The organism is uncultured Sphingomonas sp., assembly GCF_964235535.1.
In the GTDB taxonomy this organism is placed as follows: Bacteria; Pseudomonadota; Alphaproteobacteria; order Sphingomonadales; family Sphingomonadaceae; genus Sphingomonas.
The window spans coordinates 1-23,811 of record NZ_CAXSBH010000047.1 but is presented as its reverse complement, the minus strand read 5'-3'; the positions used below and the strand labels follow the sequence as shown (position 1 = coordinate 23,811).

Here is a 23,811-nt window from a genome sequence, read left to right as displayed (position 1 = left end):
CGCAGACGATGCCCTTGTACTTCATCCGCTTGTACTTGCCGCACAGGCACTCGTAATCCTTGATCGGACCAAAGATGCGCGCGCAGAACAAGCCGTCGCGCTCGGGCTTGAACGTGCGGTAGTTGATCGTCTCGGGCTTCTTGATCTCGCCGAAGGACCACGAACGGATCTTGTCGGGCGACGCGATGCCGATCTGGATCTGGTCGAACGTCTCGGCCTTGACGACGGGGTTCGCGAAGGGGGTCATCTCGTTCATGGGTATGAACCTTTCCTAGAATTCTGTTCCTTCTCCCGCTTTCGCGGGAGAAGGTGGCCGAGCGCAGCGAGGTCGGATGAGGGCTGTTCCTAGAGAGATCCGGCCCTCACCCTGGCGCTCACGCACCTGTCCCTCTCCCGCGAAAGCGGGAGAGGGTTTCACCTCACTCCGCCGCGATCTGCACGCCGTCGCTGTCGAAGCCTTCTTCCATCGTCTTCAGATCGACGTTCAGGCCGAGCGAGCGCATTTCCTTGACGAGCACGTTGAAGCTCTCCGGAATGCCCGCCTCGAACGTGTCATCGCCCTTGACGATCGCCTCGTACACCTTGGTGCGCCCGACCACGTCGTCCGACTTCACCGTCAGCATCTCCTGGAGCGTGTAGGCCGCGCCGTAGGCCTGGAGCGCCCAGACCTCCATCTCGCCGAAACGCTGCCCGCCGAACTGCGCCTTGCCGCCCAGCGGCTGCTGGGTGACGAGCGAGTAGGGGCCGATTGACCGCGCATGGATCTTGTCGTCCACGAGGTGGTGGAGCTTGAGCATATAAATGATGCCCACCGTCACCTTGCGGTCGAACTGATCGCCCGTGCGCCCGTCGAACAGGTCCGACTGACCCGACGGGTCGAGACCCGCCAGCTCGAGCATGTCGGTCACGTCCTTCTCGACCGCGCCGTCGAACACCGGCGTCCCCATCGGGATGCCCGGCCGCAGGTTCTCGGCCAGCTCGGCGATCTCGTCGCCGCTCCGCGCGTTGATGTCGTCGAGATAATGCTCGCCATAAATGGTCTGGAGCCGCTCCTTGACCGCGTCGGGCATCGCGCCCGGCTTGGCGTCGGGATTGGCCTCGCGCCAATCATCCAGGGCTTCGGCGACCTGCTGGCCCAGACCGCGCGCGGCCCAGCCCAGATGCGTCTCGAAGATCTGGCCGACATTCATCCGCGACGGCACGCCGAGCGGGTTGAGCACCAGATCGACCGGCGTCCCGTCCGCCAGGAACGGCATGTCCTCGGCGGGCAGGATGCGGCTGATCACGCCCTTGTTCCCGTGACGGCCGGCCATCTTGTCGCCCGGCTGCAGCTTGCGCTTCACCGCGACGAACACCTTGACCATCTTGAGCACGCCCGGCGGCAGCTCGTCGCCCCGCTCCAGCTTCTCGCGGCGATCCTGGAACTTGTCGGTAATGACCTTGGCGGCGTCGTCATACTGCACCTTCACCGCTTCCAGGTTCGCCTGGACGGCGTCATCCGCGACCGCGAACTTCCACCATTCGTGCCGGTCGACCGAGTCGAGCAGGTCCTGGTCGATCTCCGCGCCCTTCTTCAAGCCCTTGGGAACGGCGGTGGCGACCTGACCCAGCACCATCTCGCGCAGACGCGACCAGGTCGCGCGGTTGAGGATGGTGCGCTCGTCGTCCGAGTCCTTCTTCAGCCGCTCGATCTCCTCGCGCTCGATCGCCATCGCGCGCTCGTCCTTGTCGATGCCGTGGCGGTTGAACACGCGCACATCGACGATCGTCCCCGAAACGCCCGGCGGCAGCTTGAGCGAGGTGTCACGCACGTCCGACGCCTTCTCGCCGAAGATCGCGCGGAGCAGCTTCTCTTCCGGCGTCATCGGGCTCTCGCCCTTGGGCGTGATCTTGCCGACCAGGATGTCGCCCGGCTCGACCTCGGCTCCGACATAGACGATGCCGGCCTCGTCGAGGTTGCGAAGCGCCTCCTCGCCGACGTTGGGGATATCGCGCGTGATGTCCTCCGGCCCCAGCTTGGTGTCGCGAGCCATCACCTCGAACTCGTCGATATGGATCGACGTGAACACGTCGTCCTTCACGATCCGCTCCGAGATCAGGATCGAGTCCTCATAGTTATACCCGTTCCAAGGCATGAACGCGACGAGCGCATTACGCCCGAGCGCCAGTTCGCCGAACTCGGTCGACGGACCGTCGGCGAGCACGTCGCCCGCCGCCACCGCGTCGCCCACCTTTACCAGCGGACGCTGGTTGATGCAGGTCGACTGGTTCGACCGCTGGAATTTCATCAGCGTGTAGATGTCGACGCCCGACTTGCCCGCATCGACCTCGCCGGTCGCGCGGATGACGATGCGCGCCGCGTCGACCTGGTCGACGATGCCCGCCCGCCGCGCCGAAATCGCCGCCCCGGAGTCGCGCGCCACCGTCTCCTCCATGCCGGTGCCCACGAACGGGGCCTCGGCGCGGACGAGCGGCACCGCTTGGCGCTGCATGTTCGATCCCATCAACGCGCGGTTCGCGTCGTCGTTCTCCAGAAACGGGATCAGCGACGCCGCGACCGACACCAACTGCTTGGGGCTGACGTCCATCAACGTGACGTTGTCGGGCAGCGCGTTCAGGAACTCGCCCGCCTGACGCGACGACACCAGCTCCTCGGTGAACCCGCCCGTGCCGTCCAGATCGGCGGAGGCCTGCGCGATCGTGTGCTTGGCCTCCTCCATCGCCGACAGATAGACCACGTCGTTCGTGACCTTGTGATCCACGACCTTGCGGTACGGAGTCTCGATGAAGCCGTACTTGTTCACCCGGCTGAAGCTCGCCAGCGAGTTGATCAAGCCAATGTTCGGGCCCTCGGGCGTCTCGATCGGGCAGATGCGGCCGTAATGCGTCGGATGGACGTCGCGGACCTCGAAACCCGCGCGCTCGCGGGTCAGACCGCCCGGCCCGAGCGCCGACACGCGACGCTTGTGCGTCACTTCGGACAGTGGGTTGGTCTGGTCCATGAACTGCGACAGCTGCGACGAGCCGAAGAACTCGCGCACCGCGGCGACCGCGGGCTTGGCGTTGATCAGGTCGTTGGGCATCACCGTCGACACGTCGACCGAGCTCATCCGCTCCTTGACCGCGCGCTCCATGCGCAGCAGGCCGACGCGGTACTGGTTCTCCAGCAGCTCGCCGACCGACCGGACGCGGCGGTTGCCGAGATTGTCGATGTCGTCGATCTCGCCCTTGCCGTCCTTCAGGCCGACCAACGTCTTGACGACCGCCAGGATGTCCTCGGTACGGAGCGTCGTCACCGTGTCCTCGGCGTCGAGGTCGAGGCGCATGTTGAGCTTGACGCGGCCGACCGCCGACAGGTCATACCGGTCGGGATCGAAGAACAGCCCGGCGAACAGCGCCTCGGCGGTCTCCAGCGTCGGCGGCTCGCCGGGACGCATCACGCGGTAGATGTCGGACAGCGACTGCTCGCGCTCCTCCGCCTTGTCCGCCTTTAGCGTGTTTCGGATCCACGGACCCGTCGATACGTGATCGATATCGAGCAGCTCGATCCGCTCGATGCCCGCGCGGTCGAGCTTGTCGAGGTTCTCGGGGCTGATCTCGTCGCCCGCCTCGACGTAAATTTCGCCCGTGGTCTCGTTGATGAGATCATAGGCGGAATAGCGCCCGAAGATCTCCTCGGTCGGGATCAGCAGGTCGGTGAGCCCGTCCTTGGCGGCCTTGTTGGCGGCGCGGGGGCTGATCTTCTGGCCGGCCGCGAACACGACCTCGCCCGAATTGCCATCGACGATGTCGTAGGCGGGCTTCACGCCGCGCCAATTCTCGGCCGCGAACGGGATCTTCCACCCACCGGTGCCGCGCACGTAGGTGACGCGGTTGTAGAACTCGTTGAGGATCTCCTCCGAGTTCATGCCCAGCGCATAGAACAACGCGGTGACGGGCAGCTTGCGCTTGCGGTCGATGCGGACATTGACGATGTCCTTGGCGTCGAACTCGAAATCGAGCCACGAGCCGCGGTACGGGATCACGCGCGCGGCGAACAGGTACTTGCCCGACGCGTGCGTCTTGCCGCGGTCATGGTCGAACAGGACGCCCGGGCTACGGTGCATCTGCGACACGATAACGCGCTCGGTGCCGTTGATGAAGAAGGTGCCGTTCCCCGTCATGAGCGGCATGTCGCCCATGTAAACGTCCTGCTCCTTGATATCGATGACCGACTTGGCCTCGGTATCCGGATCGACTTCGAAAGCGGTCAGGCGCAGCGTGACGCGCATCGGCGCGGCATAGGTGATCCCGCGCTGGCGGCACTCCTCGACGTCGAACTTGGGCTCCTCAAGGACGTAATCGTCGAAATCGAGATAGGCGGTGCCCGCGAAATCCTGGATCGGGAACACCGACCGCAGCGTCTTTTCCAGGCCCGACACATGGCCGATCGACTTGTCCGAGCGCAGGAACTGCTCGTAGCTCTCGCGCTGGACCTCGATCAGGTTCGGCATCTGCACGACTTCGTGGATGTTGCCGAAGATCTTGCGGATGCGGCGCTTGGCCGTGCCGCTCTGGGTGTCGCGCCGTGCGGAGCCGCCATCGATCGCCTTAGTCGCCATGTGATTATTCGCCTTCGCAGCCGTAAATCTCTGCCCGGGAGCCCCCGGGCGGGACGCAGCACGACGCCGAAAGGCCGATCGCACGGGGTGCGTCGGCTTCGGGCGTCGGGAGAACCGTGAACCCCATCCGTACGACACACTGCGCGACGGCGTGTCATGTCTCGGAGATCTCGGCGAGCGCTCTAAGTAGGATAGGAGGCTGGCAGCGTCAACCGGATCGAAAGGTTCGGCAACCGGGAGCGCACGGTCGTAGATCGACTTGAAAGCGCCCGCCGTTATAGATGCCGCCGATCCCGCGCCGCCGCCGGGCCGCGCCGGTCGGCGTTGATCCAACCGTCATTCAGCCACGGAGCCTACCCTCATGCCCCCGATCTGGCGGCGCGTCCTGCTCGCCACTGTCCTGTCCGTCGTCCCGGTCGGACCGGCGCCCCTCACCGCGCAGACCGGGCCGACCGACCCGCCGCGGTCGATCCCCGGACTGGAAGGCTTCAGCCTCCCCGGAGTCCCACGGCCAACTCCGACGCCTACCCCGACGCCCACGGCCCCCCCTACGCCGCCGCCCGCCGTGGCGGCGACGCCTTCACCGGCACCAGCCGCCACGCCTTCACCTCGCCCGGCACCGAGAGCGCGGCCTACGCCCGCGCCCACCCCCGACGCGACGCCGGTCGTCCCGATCGCGCCCACGCCCGCACCGACGCCCGAGCCGTCGGCGACCCCGACCCCGACCGCGGCACCACTTAACGACGGTACATCCAGTTGGCCCTGGTGGCTCGGCGGCGGCGTGCTCGCGCTGCTCGGCGGCTGGCTGGCGCTACGTCGTCGCCGCGACCCAGAGCCGGAAGCGGAGTTCGTCGAACCGATCGCGCCGCCGCTACCGCCCGCGCCCCGTGCGCGCCTCGTCCTCGACCTCCGCCCGACCCGCGCCGGCATCAACCTGCTCAGCGCCACCGTCGATTGCGAGATCGGCGTCACCAACACCGGCGACGCGCCCGCCGAGGGTATCCGCATCGGCGTCCGCCTGTTCAGCACCCATGCCGGCCAGGATGGCGAACTCGCCGCCTATCGCGCGCAAGCCATCGCCCGCCCCGCGACGCCGCGCTTCGCGCTCGCCCCCGGCGAGACGCGCACGATCCGCGCCGTCGCCGCGCTGCTCCACGCCGACATTCGCTCGATCAACGCGGCGGGCCGCCCGATGTTCGTGCCGCTGGTCGCCGTCAACGCGCTCTACCGCGCCGCCGAGAACCGGGACGCCCAGACCGCCCGGAGCTTCGCGGTCGGCATCGAACGCGCGGGCAATCCCAAGCTCGCGCCCTTCTGGCTCGACCAGCCCCCGCGCACGGTGAGTGAGGTGGCCGCCCGGCCGCACGCGGGCGGGGTGGAAAGCTGAAAGAACCCGGCCTCCTCCAGCGAATTTCCACAATCCGATCGACCCCGTTTCTGCTATGAAGGTCGAAGAGGGGGAGAGTCTCGATGCGGTATCTAGCTTTAGCGGGTGCGGTGGCTCTGATCGCGGCGGCGCTTCCCGCTTCCGCGCAACAGGGCATGGCGGCGCTTCGGGCGGCGCAGGCGAAGGTGCCGCCTCCCACGCTCGTCGAACGTTATGGGCCCGACGACCTTCGCTCGGGCGAGCTTCGCCTGCCGCCGGGCAAAGGTCCTTTCCCGGTTGCGGTCGTCATCCATGGCGGCTGCTGGCAGGCCAAGGTCGATACGGTGCAGGGAATCACGCCGCTCGCCGAGGCGCTTCGCAAGCGCGGCGTCGCTACCTGGGCGATCGAATATCGCCGGCTCGGCAACCCCGGCGGCGGTTGGCCCGGCACCTTCGAGGATGTGGCGGCTGGGACCGACCATCTCGCCCGCCTTGCCAGGCGGCATCCGCTGGACATGAAGCGCGTGGCGTTGGTCGGGCATTCGGCAGGCGCGCACCTCGCGTTGTGGGCGGCATCGCGGCCCAAGCTCGATGCGCGCTTCAGGGGCCGGGGCGCGATCAGGCCGACCACGGTCGTGGCGATCGACGGCCCCGGCGCACTCGCGCCCTTCGTCGGCATCGACGCTCAGGTCTGCGGCGAACCCGTGATCGTGCCGCTCATGGGCGGCACCCCCGCCGAGAAGCCCGACGCCTACCGCGCCGCGTCCCCCGCCGAGCATCTGCCGCTCGGCCTGCGCCAGCTGCTCGTGGTGGGTGAGTTCGGTCCGTTCATGGCCCCCTACGCGCAGGCGGCCAAGGCGGCGGGCGATCCCGTCGAGGTGCTGAGCCCGGCGGGGGCGAACCATTTCGACATCGTCACGCCGGGGACGGTCAACGGGGACGCAGTGGCGAATTTCGTGACGCAGCGGGTGAGCGGCGCGGTGGGAAAGACGGATCAGCCCCGCTAATCCGTCTTTCCCGCAAGCCCGGCCGGCGGCGCACAGCGCCGTCCGACGACGCGGCTTCGCCGCGGCGGGGCTGGGCTGGGCTGGGCGGGGAGGGCGGCTCTCGACCCGTTGCGGACTTTTCGCATGATCGCTTGCAACTCGCTCAGCCAAAACCGGGTTTGAGGAGTTCTAAATGTCCCGGATGTCTTCAGCGGACCTCGGTCCATTTGTCGCTAAATTGTGCAGATAGCGAGCACCTGCCAGCAAAGCTGTACCCGCAAAGAACACAAGCGCGTTCCATCGGTGCCAATCGATCGGAACAAAGAAACTGAGAACCATAAGTCCGAGTATGACGACTGAGCCCACGGCGGCTACCGCCAAGGCCAGCCGCAAAGAGGTAATCGTAACGCGCTCCATAAGCCGCTATCTCCGTCATGCTGATTGCTGACGACGAATAGGCCGAACGTATTAAACTGACCTTATCGACATATGTGCATGACCAGCCCGGCATATCCACTTTCACTCATCGCGGACACAATCTCGAAGAAGAGGGCGACCCCGTCGCCGGGGCCGCCCTCCTTCCTATCGCACCGGTCACGGGCAAAGCCCGTGACGTCGGACGGAGCGGTGCTCCGCCGGCCGGCCTTGCGGGAGTGCGACGTAGCTTGGCGCTACGCCGTCTCTCCCGCTGCGGCCTACTTAATTTCCACCGTCGCGCCAGCCGCCTCGAGCTGAGCCTTCAACTTCGCGGCTTCTTCCTTGTTGACGCCTTCCTTGACCGCCTTGGGGGCGCCCTCGACCAGCGCCTTGGCTTCGGTGAGGCCCAGCGCGGTGATCACGCGGACCTCCTTGATGACGTTGATCTTCTTGCCGCCGTCGCCGGTCAGGATCACGTCGAATTCGGTCTGCTCCTCGACCGCCGGAGCAGCCGCGCCGCCGCCCGCCGCCGGGGCCGCAACCGCCGCCGCCGCCGAGACGCCCCACTTCTCCTCGAGCATCTTGGACAGCTCGGCCGCCTGGAGGACGGTGAGCTCGGACAGCTGGTCGACGAGCGTATTCAGGTCTGCCATGTGTAATTCCTTCGTTCTATTGAGTTGAAACCAAACGGACACCGCGCGCTCAGGCGGCCTCCTCCACCTTCTCCGCGTCCTTCTCGGCGTACGCCGACAGCACGCGCGCCAGCTGCGCGGCCGGGGCCTGCGCGATCGTCGCCAGCTTGGTCGCCGGAGCGACCAGCAGCCCGATGATCTTGGCGTGTAGCTCGTCCAGCGACGGTAACGTCGCCAGCGCCTGCACACCCGCCAGGTCGAGCGCGGTGGAGCCCATGGCCCCGCCCACGATCTCGAACTTGTCGTTCCCCTTGGCGAACTCGACCACCACCTTGGCGGCCGCCACCGGATCGACCGAGCTGGCCAGACCGACCGGTCCCGTCAGCATGTCGCCGAGCGAGAGATAGTCCGTCCCGTCCAGCGCGATACGCGCCAGCTTGTTCTTGGAGACCTTGTAGGTCGCCCCGGCCTCCCGCATCCGGTCGCGCAGCACGGTCGACTGCTGCACCGTCATGCCGAGGTTGCGGGTGACCACCACCACGCCGACCTCGGAGAAACTGCGGTTGAGCTCGGCGACGGCCGCGGCCTTTTCCCCACGATCCATGCCATTCTCCCAAATTTTCATCGAAGTGGTACTTCGATGAAGTTCAACGACCCGACCCTCCCGCGAGCGGATGGGTACGGTTGCGAACCGGGGAGCGGCAACCCGCTCACCGGGTTGTCCATCGAAGGGGAGGGGGCAGGCGGCCCGGAGGCGCGCCGAACGGGAACGGCCGAGCCGCTTCCGTGGAAACCATTCCCCGTCTCGGCAGGTAATTAAGCGACGGAAAACCCGGCGCACCCACTGTCTCGGACGGACTCCGCCGGCCGGGGCCGGTGAAGCATGACCGGCGCACATAGCGGATCGACCGGCCGGGTCAACCGCGCACGGCCGCTCCCGGCACGGGTGACCCGTCCACGACCGTGGAGCTTCGTCGCGCATTCGGGAGCGGCGGGCTTGGGCCATGCGCATCGCGACCGGACGGTCTCTTGCGAACCTGTTTCGCGATCCCGCTTACGGGCCGGTAACCAGTAGGGGGTTAACGAGGCTCCGGACGCCCGAAGTCGGGTGCTCGATCGGGAGTAGCTAGTGGCACGCATCATCGTGGCGGAGGACGACGAGATCGTGGCGGAACTCGTACGCGACGCGCTGATCGGCGCGGGCCACGGCGTCGGCGTGCTGCCGACCGGGGCGCAGGCGCTGGCGGTGATCCGGTCGCGGATGCCCGATCTGGTCATCCTGGACTGCAACATGCCCGAGATGTCCGGACTCCTGGTACTGCGCGAGATGCGTAGCAATCCCAGGCTCGTAGATCTTCCCGTGCTGATGCTGACCGGCAGGCGCAGCGACAAGGACGTGTCGCTCGCCATGTACGACGGGGCGAACGACTATATGAAGAAGCCCTTCGATCCCGACGAGCTGGTGTTCCGGGTCGAGCAACTGCTGCCGACGACCGCGCGCGCCGCGACGCGTTGAGACGGTCGCTCGATCGACGCGATCCGTCTTGTAACCTTTCCGTCATCGCGTTGTCCCCGTTCCGTCCCGGAAGCGCCACAGGCCTGTAGCCTTAACCAATCATTGGATCCGCCGGAGGGCGCGGCCGACCGGCCGTCGGCTGCAGGGGATATCAGATGGCATACGGGTTCGGGCTCCGCTCCGCATGGGGCTATGACGACGGCGATATCGAGACCAATCGCACGGCGAACCCGCATCTGAGCGACCTCGTCGCGCAGCGTTATTCGCGGCGGCAGGCGTTGTTCGGTGGCGTGTCGGCGATCGGCGCGGCGACGCTGCTCGCGGGCTGCGGCGGTGACGACGACACGCCCGCGCTCAGCGTCTCGGCGGGCGACTCGATCACCACCTCGGGCGGCCGCATGGTCAACCTGGTGGGTGGCGTGTCGGGCGGCACCGCCACCGCGAGCAGCTGGACCCAGGTCAGCGGCCCGCCGGTCGCGCTCACGCCCGGCGCGACCGGCGACACCGTCGCCTTTTCCGCGCCCAACGTCGCCTCGGCCACGCCGCTGGTGTTCCGCTTCTCCGCGGTCAACCAGTCCGGGCCGGCCAACGCCGACACCACCGTCACGATCAACACCGCCGAGCTCGGTTTCACGGCGGTGGCCAAGAGCCTAGCGGACACCGTCGCGGTGCCGGCGGGCTATTCGGTCACGGTGCTCTACCGGCTGGGCGATCCGATCAACGCGGCGACGTCGGCCTACGCCAACAACGGCACCGACACGGGCTTCTCGTCGCGTGCGGGCGACCATCATGACGGCATGAGCTTCTTCGGCCTGGCGGCGGGTGCGAACGCGCCCGATCCGGCCAACAGCGCGCGCGGGCTGCTGGTGCTCAACCACGAGAACATCACCCAGACGTTCCTCCACGCGAACGGCCCCACCACCGTGAACGGCGCTCGTCCGGAGGCGGAGGCGCTGAAGGAGATCGAGGCGCACGGCGTTTCCGTGATCGAGGTCAGCCGCGCCGGTGCGGCGGGCGCGTGGTCCTATGCGCAAGGGTCGGCGCTGAACCGGCGCATCACCCCCAACACCCCCATGGACATGTTCGGCCCCGCGCGCGGCGTGGCGACGCTCCGCACCGCCTTTTCCCCCACCGGCGTCGCGGGCCGCGGCACCATCAACAACTGCGCCAACGGCTACACGCCCTGGAACACCTACCTGACCGCCGAGGAGAACTGGGTCGGCTATTTTCGCCGCACCGCGGGCGATGCGGCCGTGCGCGGCGGCGCGTCGGCCAAGGTCAACACCTCGCTCGCGCGTTACGGCGCGCCCGAGGGTCGTACCGGCAACTATGGCTGGGCGACAGTGCAGGCCGCCGACCCCGCGAGCACGCTGTTCCGCAAATGGAACATCACCGCGACCGCCGCCGCGCCGGCCGATGGCACCGGCGACTTCCGCAACGAGATCTTCCAATATGGCTGGATCGTCGAGATCGACCCGTTCAACCCCGCCTCCACACCGCGCAAGCGCACCGCGCTCGGCCGCATGAACCACGAAGGCGCCTGGCCCGGGCGGTTCGTGGCGGGAACGCGGCCGGCCTGGTACATGGGTGACGACGCGCAGAACGAGTATATCTACAAGTTCGTGTCGACCGTGCCCTGGGTCGCGGCCGACGCGTCGGGCACCGATCGCCTCGCGCTGGGCGACAAGTACCTCGACGCGGGCACGCTTTATGTCGCGCGGTTCGACGCGGACGGGACGGGGCGTTGGCTGCCGCTGGTGTTCGGGCAGGGGCCGCTGACCGCCGCCAACGCCGCCTATCCGTTCGACAGCCAGGCCGACGTGCTGATCAACGCCCGGCTTGCGGGCGACGCGCTGGGCGCGACGCGGATGGACCGGCCCGAATGGACCGCGGTCAACCCGGCCAACGGCGAGATGTACTGCACGCTGACCAATAACTCGTCGCGCACCACCGCCAACACCAACGCCGCCAACCCGCGCGCCTACACCGACCTGAAGCGCCCGACCGGCGACCAGGTCAACGCCGACCCTCCCTCGCCCCCGTCGCGCACGAGCGGCAACCCCAACGGCCAGGTGATCCGCCTGCGCGAGACGGGCGACACCACGGAGGCGACCGCCTTCACGTGGGACGTGTACGCGTTCGGATCGGGCGCGGACCTGAACCGCGACAACATCAATCTGTCGGGGCTGGACGACACCAACGACTTCTCCTCGCCCGACGGCCTGTGGTTCTCGCGCACGGCGAACGCGGGCGGCACGGTTAACCCGCTGCTGTGGCTGCAGACCGACGACGGCGCCTATACCGACGTCACCAACTGCATGCTGCTGCTCGGCCAGCCCGGCCGCGTCGGCGACGGGACCACGCGCTCGATCACCAACACGATCACGCCGCTGACCGGCGCGCCGACCACCGGCACCGCCACCGCGCGCGTCGGGGCCGTGCCCGGAACCAAGCTCCGCCGGTTCCTGGTGGGCCCGGTCCAATGCGAGATCACGGGTATCGACTCGACCCCCGACGGCCGGTCGGTATTCATCAACATCCAGCATCCCGGCGAGGACGGCTCGGTCGCCGCCATCTCGAGCAACTGGCCCGCCAACCAGGGCGGCACGGGCGTAGCTTCGCCGACGGGTGCCAGGCCACGGTCGGCGACGATCGTGATCACCAAGAACGACGGCGCGGTGATCGGATTGTAACCTGCTGTCTGATCTAGGTTAAACGCTGAACAAGGGCCTCTTCCGGTCGTTCCCGTGGGGTACGATCAGGAGAGGCCCGATGCGCGTCCACCATCTGAACTGCGCTACCGACTGTCCGCTGGGCGGCGCGGTGTTCGATGGCCGCAGCCTGGGGCCGCTCGGCGAGATCGTCGGCCATTGCCTGCTTATCGAAACGGACTCGCACGGGCTGGTGCTCGTTGACACCGGCTACGGCCTCCAGGACGTCGCCCATCCGCACGGGCGCGTCCCCGGCTTCTTCCGCGCGCTCCTCAACATCCGCCTGCGCGAGGAGGAAACCGCCGCCCGTCAGATCGAGGCTTTGGGCTTCCAGCGCAACGACGTGCGCCACATCGTCCTGACCCACCTCGATTTCGACCATGCGGGCGGGATCGAGGATTTCCCCGGCGCACGCGTCCATCTGCTCAAGGCCGAGTACGACCAGGCGACCGGGCCGTGGGAAGGCTTCGTCCAGTCGCGCCGCTACCGCCCCGCCCAGTGGGACGCGGTGACGCAGTGGCGAACCTACGCCGCGGCGGGCGGGGACCGCTGGTTCGGCTTCGACGCGGTGCGCGATCTCGACGGGCTCCCCCCGGAGATCCTGATGGTCCCGCTCCCCGGCCACACCTGGGGCCATGCCGGCGTCGCGGTCCGCCGGGAAGGTAGCGACTGGCTGCTCCAGGCGGGCGACGCGTATTTCCACCGGGGCGAGATGCGCGGCGCGCGCCGCCGCTGCACACCGGGCCTACGCGCCTACCAGACGCTGATGGAGACCCACCGCGGCCACCGCATGCGCAACCAGGAGCGCGTAAGGCGGCTGTCGGTCGAGCACCGGGCGGAGGTGCAGGTGGTTTGCTCGCACGACCCGGTCGAGTTCGAACGGTGCCGGGACGATGCTCGCCGATTATAGGAACGGGTGATGTGCGGTTGGACATAACCCTTGTTTCCGAAGCCGCGGTCTTCTGCTAGGATGGATTACAGTAGGCGTTCCACCTCCATCAAGGAGATGTCTATGACCGATCCAGCCGCAACCGGCGCCGTCGTACATGTCGCCGCCGACACCATACTCGCTTATGCCGAACCCAGCTTCATCATCGAGCGGGGCGGCCGGTATTACGTCACTACCGCCGTGTTGGAATACGATCCGAATGCACCGAACCTGACGCCCGAACAACGCGACGGCGTGACGCAGGTCGAAAAGCTCTTTCGGAGCGGGGAGAGGGGACGGGTCGGTGTCGTGGAACTAGTGCATCGCATCGGTGCCGGCCAGAATACCGGGCCGACGGACGACGATTAAACCAGACGACCCATCCGCGCCCATATTCGGCCCGACCGACTGGACGCGGTCGGTCGCGGCCGCATCTCTTCTCGCCGACGCACGACACGCGGGTGCACTTGCCGGAGTCACACGGCTGGCCGACATTACTCGGCTGGATACGCCTGGGTTGCCGGTTTGGCAGGCCGTGCGTCCGCTAGGCCGCGCACTCAGCGTTCATCAGGGCAAGGGCTTGACCGCCGACGACGCGAAGCTCGGCGCGCTGTTGGAGGCGGTGGAAAGTCATGCGGCCGAAAGCTTCGACGAGGACGGGCCGGTCTGCACCCATGACGCGCTGCCGCCCGACTGCCGCGTCCGGCATATCCAGGACTTCGCCGCTGGACTATCCATGACCGTGCTGCCGGAGCGGCGGCGCCGCTGGACGGAGACGCGCCTACTGTCGTCCGGCCGCCCGTTATTCGTTCCCTTCGATGCCGTTTCGCTGGATTTCACGCGTGGGCTGCCAAGCGACGTCGACCGGGCCAGCAATGGTGTCGGCACGGGCGCGAACCGTGCGGAAGCGATTGGTGTAGCGCTGCACGAACTGATCGAGCGCGACGCCGTCACCGAACTGCGCGCGGGCGGGCTGCACGCCGGTACGGCGGCGACCGTCTTGACCGGCACCGTGCCGTTCGCCTGGTTCGGCGAGTGGCGCGACCGACTGGCACGGCGTGGGATCACCGCCCGCGTCTGTCGCGCCCCGTCGATCACGGGCACGCCGGTCCTCACCTGCGAGCTGGATCAGCCGAGTGAGCCCGACGCACCCTACCGCGCGGTTTACGGTCAGGGAGCGCACCCGTCGCCCGAACTGGCGCTGTTCAAAGCCTTGGCCGAAGCGATGCAGTCGCGCGCGACATGGATCGCAGGCGCACGTGAGGATCTGGCTCCATCGGCCTACAGAGCGCGGTCCGGCCTCGCGATGGTCGGTATGGGTATGCCGCTTCCAGCGGGCATGACAGGGGTCGACTGGCGGGACATCGCACCCGGTCCGGCGGGAGTCCCCGCGCTCGTCGCGGCGCTGGAGGATGCGGGCTTTATGGAGGTCGCGGTCGTCGACCTCGCCCGCGTCGGGCGGTTTGACGTGGTGCGCGCCTTCGCCTGCGGCCTAGGCTCGCTGGTCCGTCGTCGCCGTCGGCTAAGTCGGTGATCGCCGGCCGCATTGCGGTGTTCGCCGGGCCGTCCTTGCCGCCAGCGGATCGACCGCCGGACGCGCGTTTCGAATGGCTGCCCCCCGTGACGGCCGGCGACCTGCTCCGCCTCCTTGATCGCCCGCCCGCCATCGTCTGCCTGATCGACGGCTTTTTCGATCGCAGTCCCGCCCCGTGGCACAAGGAGATCATGGCGTTGACGGCACACCGCGTCGTCGTGTTCGGCGCGGCCAGCATGGGCGCGCTCCGCGCCGCCGAGCTTCACGAACTCGGTATGATCGGCGTCGGAGCGATCTTCCGCGCCTATCGCCTTGGGCTGCTGACGGGCGACGACGAGGTTGCTTGCCTTCATGCGCCGGGTGAACTGGGCTGGACCGCATTGACCGTACCGATGGTTGAGGTGCGAGCGACGCTGGCCGCAGCCGTCCGTGCGCGCGCGTTGGCCGCCGCCGCCGCTCGTCACCTCCGCGCGCTGATCCACGATATTCATTTCACCGTGCGTGATTGGGCGATGATCGAGCGGGTCTCGGTCGGATCGGCGCTGGTTACACCCGACGGATTCGAACTACTCCGCAGTCTGTATACGCCGATAAAGCGAATGGATGCGGTGGCGTGCCTGTCGTCCGCCGCCGCGTGGGACGAGCAGCAGGTTCTCCGTCCGCCGCCGCCCTGGACTTGCTACCTCGACGCGCTGGCCCGGGAGGTGTGCGCGGCGGCGACGGCCAGATCGGCATCCACCCGCGCCAAGAACGACTCACCTGCACCGCGGGAGAACGGCTGATGCAGGCGCACCCATGCCCGAACCTGGTCGAGCGTCGGTGCGGCGTCCACGTGCCAGCACCGTCCGACGCGGCTCAGCCACTCGCTCAACCGCTTCCGGCCGCGATCGATGCCCAGCTCGACCTCGCAGACCGCAAGGTACAGATCGGGCCAGATCGACCCGTTCAGTACAGCACGTAGGCTAGCGTGAGCGGCGTCGTACTCGCCCTCGATCAGCAGCAGACGACCGAAATCCTCATGATAGGCGTCGTCGGTAAACGGATTTAAATCCATCGCCCGCTTCATCAATTCCCGCGCCGCCACCGCCTCGCCCAGATACATGTAAGCGGTCGCCGCCTCTTGAACCCGGACGTGATTGTATGGATTGAGCGCCAGCGAACGGTCGAAACACGCGCGCGCCAGCACGCGGTCGTCGTGCCACAGATGGCAAAAGCCGAGCACGCTGTGCGCATGGGCGTTGGCGCGGTCGGCGGCCAGTCCCGCCTTTGCCAGCGCGAGTGCGCGGGCCCGCTCGCGCGACCCGGTCGATCCCAGCCCGGTGTAACCGTAATCGGTGTTGTATAAACGGACCAGCGCCGGATAGGCGGGGGCGAAGCCCGGACGCTCGGCGATGATGGCTTCCAGCTTGGCGGCGGCGTCCTTCGCTTCCGAAAACCCGCGCGCGTGAACCGATATCCACTTCGCCGACAGATACGCCCCGTATACGCTCGCGGCATCGCGCGGCGTCTCGAGCACCATATCCTCGTCGACGATCGGCAGCGCCGCACCGACGATGCGCCTGACGATATGTTCGACGCCGGTCGCCATGTCGGACCCGTCGGCGGTCACGCTCTCTGTCCAGACGATCACGTCGTCGGCCAGCCGCCGCAGCCGCGCGATCACCTTGATCCCGTCTCCATGCGGCAGGACCATTGCGGTCAGCTGGTAAGCGCGCATGTCCTCCCGATCGGGCAGTCGGGCGTCCGGGCGGCTGTCGGCGATCAGTTGCAGCTCGCGAAAGCGTGCCAGCCCGGAGACGACCTCCTCGCGAAGCTGTGCGGCCAGGTCGGGATGATCCACCGCCACCCTTTGCCCGTCGAACGCGGACACGACCAGGATCGGCGGTGCCCCGAGCTTCAGCGAGGTTGCCGCGGCCTGGGCCTGGTCGGGTGCATCCTCGGCGGCGGTCTCGCCCGCGGCAACCGGCGTCAGCAGCCGGTATCCACGCCCATACACGGTCTCGATATAGGTCGGGGCGCGCGAGTCGTCGTTCAGAGCGCGCCGCAATTCCTTTACGACCGAGGTGAGCGCGGCTTCCGATACGATCGTGCCGTCCCACACCGACGACAGCAGCGCGTCCTTGGTCAGCAGTCGACCCTCCAGCTCCGTCAACGCCAGCAGGAGGCGATAAGCCTTGCGGCCCAGCCGGATCGCGCCGGTCGGACCGAGCAGGCGCTCGTCGCGCCGGTCGATGGCGAAGTCGCCGAATTCGAGCTTCGCGCCGGGATCGCGGTCGAGCACCATCGCCTGAACCTCCGTGCGCGCCGTATCACGACCCGTTGCGGAAAACGAGGCGTGGTCGCAAGCCGGTGAAACGGGCCAATCCCGGAAAGATCGGTCGCCGGGTCTCTCCCCCGTTCTTCCCATCGTCCGCTCAGGATCGCGAGCCGGCGCGGGATTAATGCGTGGCTTGACCGGGCAAGATGTCCGGCCAGGGACAAGGAGTTACGAAATGTTCAAGAAGGGCATCACGGCCGCCGCGGCCTTCCTCACCATGTTCACCGCGTTCGGCGGCACGGTCGCGATCATGTCGGTCGGTGCCGCGTCGCAGTCGGGGGCGACCCGGGTAGCTTGATGACGGGCAACAAGGGAAAACCGAAAAAGGGCCGGGATCGCTCCCGGCCCTTTTCTCGTTCGATCGGAACGTCCTGGCCTTACCCGCCCGCGACTTCGGCCACGTCCACGCGGATGCCCGGGCCCATCGACGAGCTGACCGCGATCTTGCGGACGTACTTGCCCTTCGCGCCCGACGGCTTGGCGCGCACCACTGCCGCGACCAGCGCGTCGAAGTTCGCGCGCAGGTCCTCGGCCGGGAAGCTCGCCTTGCCGATGCCCGAATGAATGATCCCGGCCTTTTCGACGCGGTACTCGACCTGGCCGCCCTTGGCGTCCTTGACCGCCTGCGCGACGTTCATCGTCACCGTGCCCAGCTTGGGGTTCGGCATCAGGCCCTTGGGACCCAGCACCTTGCCCAGCCGGCCGACGACTCCCATCAGATCGGGCGTCGCGATGCAGCGATCGAAATCGATCGTGCCGCCCTGGATGATCTCCATCAGATCCTCCGCGCCGACCACGTCGGCCCCGGCCTCGCGCGCCTCGTCGGCCTTGGGACCGCGCGCGAAGACGCCCACGCGCACCGTCTTGCCCGTGCCCTTGGGCAGGGTGACGACGCCGCGGACCATCTGGTCGGCGTGGCGCGGATCGACGCCCAGATTGAGCGCGACCTCGATCGTCTCGTCGAACTTGGCGGTGGCGTTGGTGCGCGCCAGCGCGATCGCCTCGTCGACGCCGTGCAGCTGCTCGGGGTTAACGACCACGCTCTTCTGCTTCTTGCTCAGCTTGGCCATGATCAGCCCTCCACTACCTGGAGGCCCATCGCGCGCGCGGAGCCTTCGATGATCTTGATCGCGGCGTCCATGTCGTTGGCGTTCAAGTCCTTCATCTTGATCTCCGCCACGCCCTGCAGCTGCGCGCGCGTGACCGTGCCCGCCGACGCCTTGCCCGGCTCCTTGGAGCCCGACTTCAACCCCAGCGCCTTCTTGAGCAGGAACGTCGCGGGCGGCGTCTTGGTCTCGAAGGAGAACGAACGGTCGGCATAGACGGTGATCTTGGTGGGCAGCGGCGTGCCCTTCTCGACCTCGGTCGTCTGCGCGTTGAACGCCTTGCAGAACTCCATGATGTTGACGCCGCGCTGACCCAGCGCCGGGCCGATCGGCGGCGCGGGCTTGGCCTCGCCGGCCGGCACCTGCAGGTTGATGTAACCCGTTATCTTCTTTGCCATGTCTCTCTATTCCAAGGTTAGTGGTGCAAGCGCCCTCGCGTAGGCGGGGGCTCCCACGGCTTTCCGCAGTCGATGATCTCGGAAGTGCGCGCCGTTAGCCCAAACCTGCCGTTCGCGCAATCGGCGGCTTTCGCGGCCGTTCAGGGGAGGCTAAAGCGTGGGTGCTAAGGACGCCCGCCATGCCTTCGATCATCCCACGCCTCTTCGCGGCCGGGCTTGCCCTGCCGCTTGCGCTCACCCCGGCCGGGGCTGCGCCGCTCGGCGACAAGGGATGCGGCGTCGCGGGCCGACCCGCCGTTCTCGTTTCCGTCACCGGGCTCAAAGCGGGCGGGGGCAATCTGCGCGTCCAGGCCTACGGGCCCGACCCGGCGACGTTCCTCCAGAAAGGGCGCTGGGTCCGCCGCATCGACGTGCCGATCGCTGGAGGGAGCGCTGCGGAGGTGTGCGTGACGCTGTCCCGGGCGGGCCGGTTCGCGGTGGCCGTGCGCCACGACGCGAACGCCAACCGCAAGTCCGACTGGAACGACGGCGGCGGCTTTTCGCGCAACCCGAAGGTCACGCTGCTGCGCCTCAAGCCGTCGTTCGAGGCGGTGGTTATCACCGTGCCGCAAGGGACGGTGCGCGCGGACATCGTCATGAACTACCGGCGCGGACTGTCGATCGGCCCGCTCAAGTAAGGACCGTCAGCCCGGCCGGCGATCCCAATGCACCGCGCGCGCCGTCGCCCATCGCGCGGGCGGTGCGCGGCACAGATGGTGGCGGTAGAGCTCGCCCAGACGGGTCCGGTCGACCCCGGCCTCGCCGATCAGCTGAGGGATGACGGTGCCGGGGTTCCAGTTCCCCTCGATCAGCACGGGGCCGCCCATAGCAAGGCCGACATCCCATCCCACCACCGTCCACCCATCGCCCAGCGTCCGGTGCGCCTGGAGCGCCAGCGCCGTCGCCTCGTCCAGCCCGGGCACTAACCGCCCCGCAAACGCCGCCCCGGTCGTGGGATGGACCCCGACCACCGCCGCCGCGTCGCCCCGGCGGTGCAGCGCGCGGCCGCAGCGGCCCGACCCGTCGACCGCGACCGCCAGGTTGCCCGCGTTGAAATTGTCCACCGGCCGCGGCCCGCCCGCCGACAGCCGCAGCACGACGCCGCACTCCTCCGGCTCGCCCGCCTCGTCCAGGCAGGTCATCACCCGCATCGTCGGCAGCGCGCCGGGCGACAGGTCGGCGAGCATGGGGTGCGGGGCCAACCGCTCCTGGATCACCGCACCGCGCCGCGATGCCCGCGCCAGCGCGGCCGCGTCGTCCGGCCGCCATCCGTCCGGACCGCGCGCGAACGCCGCGATACCCTGGCCCTTGGAGCTGTAATTGCGCTTCACGATCACCGCGGCGCACCGTGCCAGCAACTCATCTATAGAACCCGCATCCGCGTCGAACGTGGCGGGGACGGGCAGTCGGTGCAGGGCGGCGTGCCGCGCGAACAGCAGCTTGTTCTTGAGCGGGTTGTCGCGAAGCGGGAACGCTGCCGAATTGAGTACGCGGTGCAGTCCCTTGCGCTCGGCCATGCTCAGCCCCGCGTCGCGCACGGCCGGCGTCAGGAAACTCAGTTCCGCATTCGACCAACCCACGCCGAAGCCGCACCGCGCCAGCAGGGCGGCAAACCCGCGCTCGGGCCATCCCCACCGCGCACGCAGCATCCCGCGGTACAGCTGTATAAGCGCGTTCGCCGGGTCGGTATCGGCGGGCGGGAGCGCGCGCAGCGTCAGCATCGGATAGCTTTCACCGCCCAACCTTCATCGGGCCGCCAGCACCTGCTCCGCCACCCGCAGCGTGCGCGGATTGTCGACATCGATCGCCGCCGCGCCGTCGGCGATCACCACCGGCGTCATGCGCAAGCCGAACCGGCGCGAGAAGCGCCCGAATGCGGCGGCGAGCGTGCCGATGCCGAACCGGAAGCGCAGGAGATTGAGGACGCCGAACGCCCCGACGATGCGCAGCGGATGCTTGGCAAACTGCCCGCCCGACCGGAACGTCTCGGCGGCCGCGAGCGCGCGCTCGTCGCCGAGCCGATACAGGTTGCAGTTGGAATAGCTGCCGCACCGGAACCGGTAGAATCGCCGCTGCCCGTCGGGATGCGCCGCCAGCACCGAGGCGCGCGTCGCGAACGCGACCGCCACGTCCGCCCGTGCCGCCCGCGCCGCGCGTCCGAACTCGGCCACCACCGCCGGGGTCAGCAGAACGTTGTCGGCGGTGGTGACCAACAACGGAAAACCGCTCAGATCGGCCGCCGCCACGACGCTGTCGACCAGATTGGGCCGCGCGGCCACGATCACGACCCGTCCCTCCGCGCGCCACTTCGCAATCTGCGGCACCGCGTCCAGCGCGGCGGGATCATCGATCGATATGTAGATGCGCGCCACCTCGGGCGCGGCGACCAGCGCGGCCAGCGGATGGAGCAGCATCGCCCGCCCGCCTACCCCGACCAGGCACTTATGCGTGACCCCCGCCTCGGCGGCTAGCGGATCGACCACACCGTCGCGCTTTCCCGCCAGGACCAGCGCAGCACCCCTGCCCGCGCCACTGACCGGGCGCGCGCCCACCATCGTCACGCGGCCAGTACCATCGCGTCGGCGCGCACCCGCTGGCGGGCGAGGCTATGCGCGACGATCGTCTCCACCAGGCTCGCATGATCGATCCCGATCGAGGCGGCGGAGCGCGAGATCGTCTTCTTCGACCACAGATTGCACGACAGGTTGGCCTCCATGAACAGCGCGTCCCCCGTCGCCGGATCGAACCGGTATTCGAACCGGCCGTAATCGAACGGCCACAACTCCGCGACCAACGTCCGCGTCATCGCGTCCAACCGCGCGAGGAGCGCCGGGTCCTCGACCAACACCAGCGGATCGTCCCCGCCCTCGACCAGCCCGCGCTTCTCCTCGTACGACCGCAGGACGTGCGGGTCGTCGGGCAAGTAGGTCATCGGCGGCAGCAGCCAGGGCAGGCCGGACCGGTCGCCGATCACCGGGACCGCGACATCGACCAGCGGCGTCCACCGTTCCACCAGCACGTCGTGCCCCTGCCCGGCCAGCGCATCGGCATGGTCCCGCGCTGCGGTCCAATCTTCGACCACCGCCACCCCCCACGACGCGGAGGACGCGTTGGGCTTCACCACCCAGCGTCCGTCCGAGCGATCGGGAGCGCACCCGTTCCGCGCGGGCGGCGGGGGCAGGGGGCCCGCGCCGCGCCGGACCGCGACCCAGTCGGCGGTGGGCACGCCGCGCGCCCGCGCCACGAGTTTCAGCAGATGCTTGTCGTCCGACAGCCCGCGCAGGATCGGGCTGGCCCCCAGATACGGCACGCCCTGCTCCGACAACAGCAGCGGAGCCAGCATCTCGCTATGCTCGAAACCGGCGCGGTTCAGCAGCGGGATCGCGAAGTCCACCTCCGGCCGGCGGAGGTCTGCAAAGCGGTCCGCCGGGATCACGTCCAACCCGATCTCCTCCAGCGTGGTTCGCAGTTCGTGATGATAGATCGCGTGATTGCCGTCCACCGCGTCCGCCGCCCCGGACGACCGCGCATGCTTGGCCAGCAGCATCACGCGCAGGTCGCGCTTCAGCGCGGGCGGGATGCGTCCGCAACGGGGATGGGGCGTGTTCATTGCCCGATGTTAGTCCGCCCGCGATACGGGCCGGTGACGGTTTCCGGTCGGGGGCGTTACAGCGGGGCAGGCCTGCCCCGACGGAAAACACCCGCCGGACGGAGCCGACGGGTGTTCCTTTTCCTCCCCAGGAAAACTGGTGGGCCGGGTGCGCCGCGGCGAAGCCGCAAGCCTGCCCCCGCGTAGGCGGGGGGTCGGACGGGGCTTGCGGCCCCGCCGGCCGGGCCGGATGCAGGTGACGGTCGCAGCTTTGCTGCGACCTGGCGCGTCAGGCGGCGAACTGATTCATCGTGTTATGCGCGCCGCCCGCCTTCAGCGCGGCCTCCCCGGCGAAATACTCCTTGTGGTCGTCGCCCAGGTCCGAACCCGACATGTTCTGGTGCTTCACGCAGGCGATCCCCTCGCGGATCTCCTTGCGCTGCACACCCTTGACGTACCCCAGCATCCCCGCATCGCCGAAATACTCCTTGGCCAGATTGTCGGTCGACAAAGCGGCCGTGTGATAGGTCGGGAGCGTGATCAGGTGATGGAAGATCCCCGCCCGCGCCGCCGCGTCGCGCTGGAACGTCCGGATGCGCTCGTCCGCCTCGTCGCCCAGCTCGGTGCCGTCGTAATCGACCGACATCAACCGCGCCCGGTCGTAAGCCGCCACGTCGCGGCCCGCCTCGGCCCAGGCGTCGAACACCTGCTGTCGGAAATTGAGCGTCCAGTTGAACGACGGTGAGTTGTTGTACACCAGCTTCGCGTTCGGGACCGCCTCGCGGATGCGGTCGACCATCCCCGCGATCTGCTCGATATGCGGCTTCTCCGTCTCGATCCACAACAGGTCCGCCCCATTCTGGAGCGACGTGATGCAGTCGAGCACGCACCGGTCCTCGCCCGACCCGGCGCGGAACTGGTACAGGTTCGAGGGCAGCCGCTTGGGCCGCATCAGCTTGCCTTCGCGGTTGATCACCACGTCGCCGTTGATCCCGCCCAGATCCGTCACCTCCTCGCAATCGAGGTACGAATTATACTGGTCGCCCAGATCGCCCGGCTCCTTCGAGAACGCGATCTGCTTGGTCAGCCCCGCGCCCAGCGAGTCGGTGCGCGTGACGATGATCCCGTCCTCCACCCCCAGCTCGAGGAACGCGTAGCGGCAGGCCCGTACCTTCTGCAGGAAATCCTCGTGCGGGACCGTGACCTTGCCGTCCTGGTGCCCGCACTGCTTCTCGTCGGACACCTGGTTCTCGATCTGGAGCGCGCACGCCCCCGCCTCGATCATCTTGCGCGCCAGCAGGTACGTCGCCTCCGCATTGCCGAAACCCGCATCGATGTCCGCGATCACCGGCACCACATGCGTCTGGTGCGCGTCGACTGCGTTGAGCAGCCGCCGCTCCTCCACCTGGTCCCCCGCCGCCCGCGCCGCGTCGACGTCGCGGAACAGCATCCCCAGCTCGCGCGCGTCCGCCTGCCGCAGGAAGGTGTACAGCTCCTCGATCAGCGCGGGCACGCTCGTCTTCTCGTGCATCGACTGGTCGGGGAGCGGCCCGAACTCCGACCGCAGCGCCGCGACCATCCAGCCCGACAAATACAGATACCGCCGCTCGGTCGACCCGAAATGCTTCTTGATGCTGATCATCTTCTGCTGCGCGATGAAGCCGTGCCAGC

Annotated in this window: 21 protein-coding genes; 10 read left to right on the top strand and 11 right to left on the bottom strand. The window is 68.1% G+C overall.

The genetic code is table 11. The features are described 5' to 3' along the window. Both ACFE7F_RS12595 and rpoB read right to left on the bottom strand, forming a co-directional pair. The coding region (locus ACFE7F_RS12595) for a hypothetical protein (RefSeq protein WP_375404201.1) at positions 1 to 256 on the bottom strand (256 nt) is incomplete at its 3' end. A gap of 163 nt (positions 257 to 419) precedes the next feature. Continuing rightward, positions 420 to 4,601, bottom strand: a complete 4,182-nt coding sequence (gene rpoB / locus ACFE7F_RS12590) for a DNA-directed RNA polymerase subunit beta (protein WP_375404200.1) — start codon at positions 4,599 to 4,601, stop codon at positions 420 to 422. 361 nt (positions 4,602 to 4,962) lie between these two features. On the opposite strand from rpoB, the gene ACFE7F_RS12585 reads away from it, so the two are divergent. Beyond that, complete coding sequence (locus tag ACFE7F_RS12585) at positions 4,963 to 5,988, top strand: hypothetical protein (RefSeq protein WP_375404199.1); 1,026 nt, start codon at positions 4,963 to 4,965, stop codon at positions 5,986 to 5,988. 83 nt (positions 5,989 to 6,071) lie between these two features. Continuing rightward, positions 6,072 to 6,974 carry an alpha/beta hydrolase family protein gene (locus tag ACFE7F_RS12580; RefSeq protein WP_375404198.1) on the top strand — a complete coding sequence of 301 codons (903 nt, stop codon included), beginning with the start codon at positions 6,072 to 6,074 and terminating at the stop codon, positions 6,972 to 6,974. 674 nt (positions 6,975 to 7,648) lie between these two features. Here ACFE7F_RS12580 and rplL read toward each other — a convergent pair. Together rplL and rplJ are read right to left on the bottom strand one after the other, a co-directional pair. Then, positions 7,649 to 8,023: a 50S ribosomal protein L7/L12 gene (gene rplL, locus ACFE7F_RS12575; protein ID WP_375404197.1), complete on the bottom strand. Its 375-nt coding sequence runs from the start codon at positions 8,021 to 8,023 to the stop codon at positions 7,649 to 7,651. A gap of 49 nt (positions 8,024 to 8,072) precedes the next feature. Then, complete coding sequence (gene rplJ, locus ACFE7F_RS12570; RefSeq protein WP_375404196.1) at positions 8,073 to 8,606, bottom strand: 50S ribosomal protein L10; 534 nt, start codon at positions 8,604 to 8,606, stop codon at positions 8,073 to 8,075. Between the two features lie 525 nt (positions 8,607 to 9,131). On the opposite strand from rplJ, the gene ACFE7F_RS12565 reads away from it, so the two are divergent. The 6 genes from ACFE7F_RS12565 to ACFE7F_RS12540 all read left to right on the top strand — a co-directional run bounded on the left by ACFE7F_RS12565 (position 9,132) and on the right by ACFE7F_RS12540 (position 15,473). Then, positions 9,132 to 9,518 (top strand): response regulator transcription factor, encoded by a 387-nt coding sequence (locus tag ACFE7F_RS12565; RefSeq protein WP_375404195.1) that lies wholly within the window; start codon positions 9,132 to 9,134, stop codon positions 9,516 to 9,518. Between the two features lie 155 nt (positions 9,519 to 9,673). Next, complete coding sequence (locus ACFE7F_RS12560; RefSeq protein ID WP_375404194.1) at positions 9,674 to 12,211, top strand: alkaline phosphatase PhoX; 2,538 nt, start codon at positions 9,674 to 9,676, stop codon at positions 12,209 to 12,211. Between the two features lie 79 nt (positions 12,212 to 12,290). Beyond that, positions 12,291 to 13,139, top strand: a complete 849-nt coding sequence (locus ACFE7F_RS12555) for an MBL fold metallo-hydrolase (RefSeq protein ID WP_375404193.1) — start codon at positions 12,291 to 12,293, stop codon at positions 13,137 to 13,139. A 102-nt stretch (positions 13,140 to 13,241) separates the two neighbouring features. Then, positions 13,242 to 13,526: a hypothetical protein gene (locus ACFE7F_RS12550; protein ID WP_375404192.1), complete on the top strand. Its 285-nt coding sequence runs from the start codon at positions 13,242 to 13,244 to the stop codon at positions 13,524 to 13,526. Further along, a complete protein-coding gene (locus ACFE7F_RS12545) occupies positions 13,489 to 14,691 on the top strand; it encodes a YcaO-like family protein (RefSeq protein WP_375404191.1) in 1,203 nt (400 codons plus the stop codon). Before ACFE7F_RS12550 ends, ACFE7F_RS12545 begins: the two co-directional genes overlap by 38 nt. Continuing rightward, the gene (locus ACFE7F_RS12540; protein WP_375404190.1) at positions 14,688 to 15,473 is read left to right on the top strand and encodes a TfuA-like protein; all 786 of its coding nucleotides are present in this window, start codon (positions 14,688 to 14,690) and stop codon (positions 15,471 to 15,473) included. Before ACFE7F_RS12545 ends, ACFE7F_RS12540 begins: the two co-directional genes overlap by 4 nt. Here the strand turns inward: ACFE7F_RS12540 and ACFE7F_RS12535 are convergent. Beyond that, the gene (locus tag ACFE7F_RS12535; protein ID WP_375404189.1) at positions 15,371 to 16,975 is read right to left on the bottom strand and encodes a winged helix-turn-helix domain-containing protein; all 1,605 of its coding nucleotides are present in this window, start codon (positions 16,973 to 16,975) and stop codon (positions 15,371 to 15,373) included. The genes ACFE7F_RS12540 and ACFE7F_RS12535 overlap by 103 nt on opposite strands. A 208-nt stretch (positions 16,976 to 17,183) precedes the next feature. Here ACFE7F_RS12535 and ACFE7F_RS12530 point away from each other — a divergent pair, with 208 nt between their 5' ends. Further along, positions 17,184 to 17,306 (top strand): hypothetical protein, encoded by a 123-nt coding sequence (locus ACFE7F_RS12530; protein WP_375404188.1) that lies wholly within the window; start codon positions 17,184 to 17,186, stop codon positions 17,304 to 17,306. 79 nt (positions 17,307 to 17,385) lie between these two features. Here ACFE7F_RS12530 and rplA read toward each other — a convergent pair whose 3' ends face one another. Together rplA and rplK are read right to left on the bottom strand one after the other, a co-directional pair. After that, positions 17,386 to 18,078 carry a 50S ribosomal protein L1 gene (gene rplA, locus ACFE7F_RS12525; RefSeq protein ID WP_375404187.1) on the bottom strand — a complete coding sequence of 231 codons (693 nt, stop codon included), beginning with the start codon at positions 18,076 to 18,078 and terminating at the stop codon, positions 17,386 to 17,388. Positions 18,079 to 18,080: 2 nt separating this feature from the next. Continuing rightward, positions 18,081 to 18,512 carry a 50S ribosomal protein L11 gene (gene rplK / locus ACFE7F_RS12520; RefSeq protein WP_375404186.1) on the bottom strand — a complete coding sequence of 144 codons (432 nt, stop codon included), beginning with the start codon at positions 18,510 to 18,512 and terminating at the stop codon, positions 18,081 to 18,083. Between the two features lie 179 nt (positions 18,513 to 18,691). Between rplK and ACFE7F_RS12515 the strand changes: the two genes are divergently transcribed. Beyond that, positions 18,692 to 19,189, top strand: a complete 498-nt coding sequence (locus ACFE7F_RS12515; RefSeq protein ID WP_375404185.1) for a DUF2141 domain-containing protein — start codon at positions 18,692 to 18,694, stop codon at positions 19,187 to 19,189. A gap of 6 nt (positions 19,190 to 19,195) precedes the next feature. Here ACFE7F_RS12515 and ACFE7F_RS12510 read toward each other — a convergent pair whose 3' ends face one another. The 4 genes from ACFE7F_RS12510 to ACFE7F_RS12495 all read right to left on the bottom strand — a co-directional run. After that, complete coding sequence (locus ACFE7F_RS12510; protein ID WP_375404184.1) at positions 19,196 to 20,272, bottom strand: sugar-transfer associated ATP-grasp domain-containing protein; 1,077 nt, start codon at positions 20,270 to 20,272, stop codon at positions 19,196 to 19,198. A 24-nt stretch (positions 20,273 to 20,296) separates the two neighbouring features. Further along, positions 20,297 to 21,106: an NTP transferase domain-containing protein gene (locus ACFE7F_RS12505; RefSeq protein ID WP_375404202.1), complete on the bottom strand. Its 810-nt coding sequence runs from the start codon at positions 21,104 to 21,106 to the stop codon at positions 20,297 to 20,299. Between the two features lie 2 nt (positions 21,107 to 21,108). After that, complete coding sequence (locus ACFE7F_RS12500; RefSeq protein WP_375404183.1) at positions 21,109 to 22,161, bottom strand: phosphoribosylglycinamide synthetase; 1,053 nt, start codon at positions 22,159 to 22,161, stop codon at positions 21,109 to 21,111. A 268-nt stretch (positions 22,162 to 22,429) separates the two neighbouring features. Continuing rightward, positions 22,430 to 23,811, bottom strand: a 1,382-nt coding sequence (locus tag ACFE7F_RS12495) for an isocitrate lyase (RefSeq protein ID WP_375404182.1), incomplete at its 5' end; no start/stop codon positions are given.

Coding starts and splice junctions, on each gene's coding strand:
- rpoB (WP_375404200.1), bottom strand. CDS start 4,601: ATGGCGACTAAGGCGATCGATGGCGGCTCCGCACGGCGCGACACCCAG.
- ACFE7F_RS12585 (WP_375404199.1), top strand. CDS start 4,963: ATGCCCCCGATCTGGCGGCGCGTCCTGCTCGCCACTGTCCTGTCCGTC.
- ACFE7F_RS12580 (WP_375404198.1), top strand. CDS start 6,072: ATGCGGTATCTAGCTTTAGCGGGTGCGGTGGCTCTGATCGCGGCGGCG.
- rplL (WP_375404197.1), bottom strand. CDS start 8,023: ATGGCAGACCTGAATACGCTCGTCGACCAGCTGTCCGAGCTCACCGTC.
- rplJ (WP_375404196.1), bottom strand. CDS start 8,606: ATGGATCGTGGGGAAAAGGCCGCGGCCGTCGCCGAGCTCAACCGCAGT.
- ACFE7F_RS12560 (WP_375404194.1), top strand. CDS start 9,674: ATGGCATACGGGTTCGGGCTCCGCTCCGCATGGGGCTATGACGACGGC.
- ACFE7F_RS12555 (WP_375404193.1), top strand. CDS start 12,291: ATGCGCGTCCACCATCTGAACTGCGCTACCGACTGTCCGCTGGGCGGC.
- ACFE7F_RS12550 (WP_375404192.1), top strand. CDS start 13,242: ATGACCGATCCAGCCGCAACCGGCGCCGTCGTACATGTCGCCGCCGAC.
- ACFE7F_RS12535 (WP_375404189.1), bottom strand. CDS start 16,975: ATGGTGCTCGACCGCGATCCCGGCGCGAAGCTCGAATTCGGCGACTTC.
- ACFE7F_RS12530 (WP_375404188.1), top strand. CDS start 17,184: ATGTTCAAGAAGGGCATCACGGCCGCCGCGGCCTTCCTCACCATGTTC.
- rplA (WP_375404187.1), bottom strand. CDS start 18,078: ATGGCCAAGCTGAGCAAGAAGCAGAAGAGCGTGGTCGTTAACCCCGAG.
- rplK (WP_375404186.1), bottom strand. CDS start 18,512: ATGGCAAAGAAGATAACGGGTTACATCAACCTGCAGGTGCCGGCCGGC.
- ACFE7F_RS12515 (WP_375404185.1), top strand. CDS start 18,692: ATGCCTTCGATCATCCCACGCCTCTTCGCGGCCGGGCTTGCCCTGCCG.
- ACFE7F_RS12510 (WP_375404184.1), bottom strand. CDS start 20,272: ATGCTGACGCTGCGCGCGCTCCCGCCCGCCGATACCGACCCGGCGAAC.
- ACFE7F_RS12505 (WP_375404202.1), bottom strand. CDS start 21,106: ATGGTGGGCGCGCGCCCGGTCAGTGGCGCGGGCAGGGGTGCTGCGCTG.
- ACFE7F_RS12500 (WP_375404183.1), bottom strand. CDS start 22,161: ATGAACACGCCCCATCCCCGTTGCGGACGCATCCCGCCCGCGCTGAAG.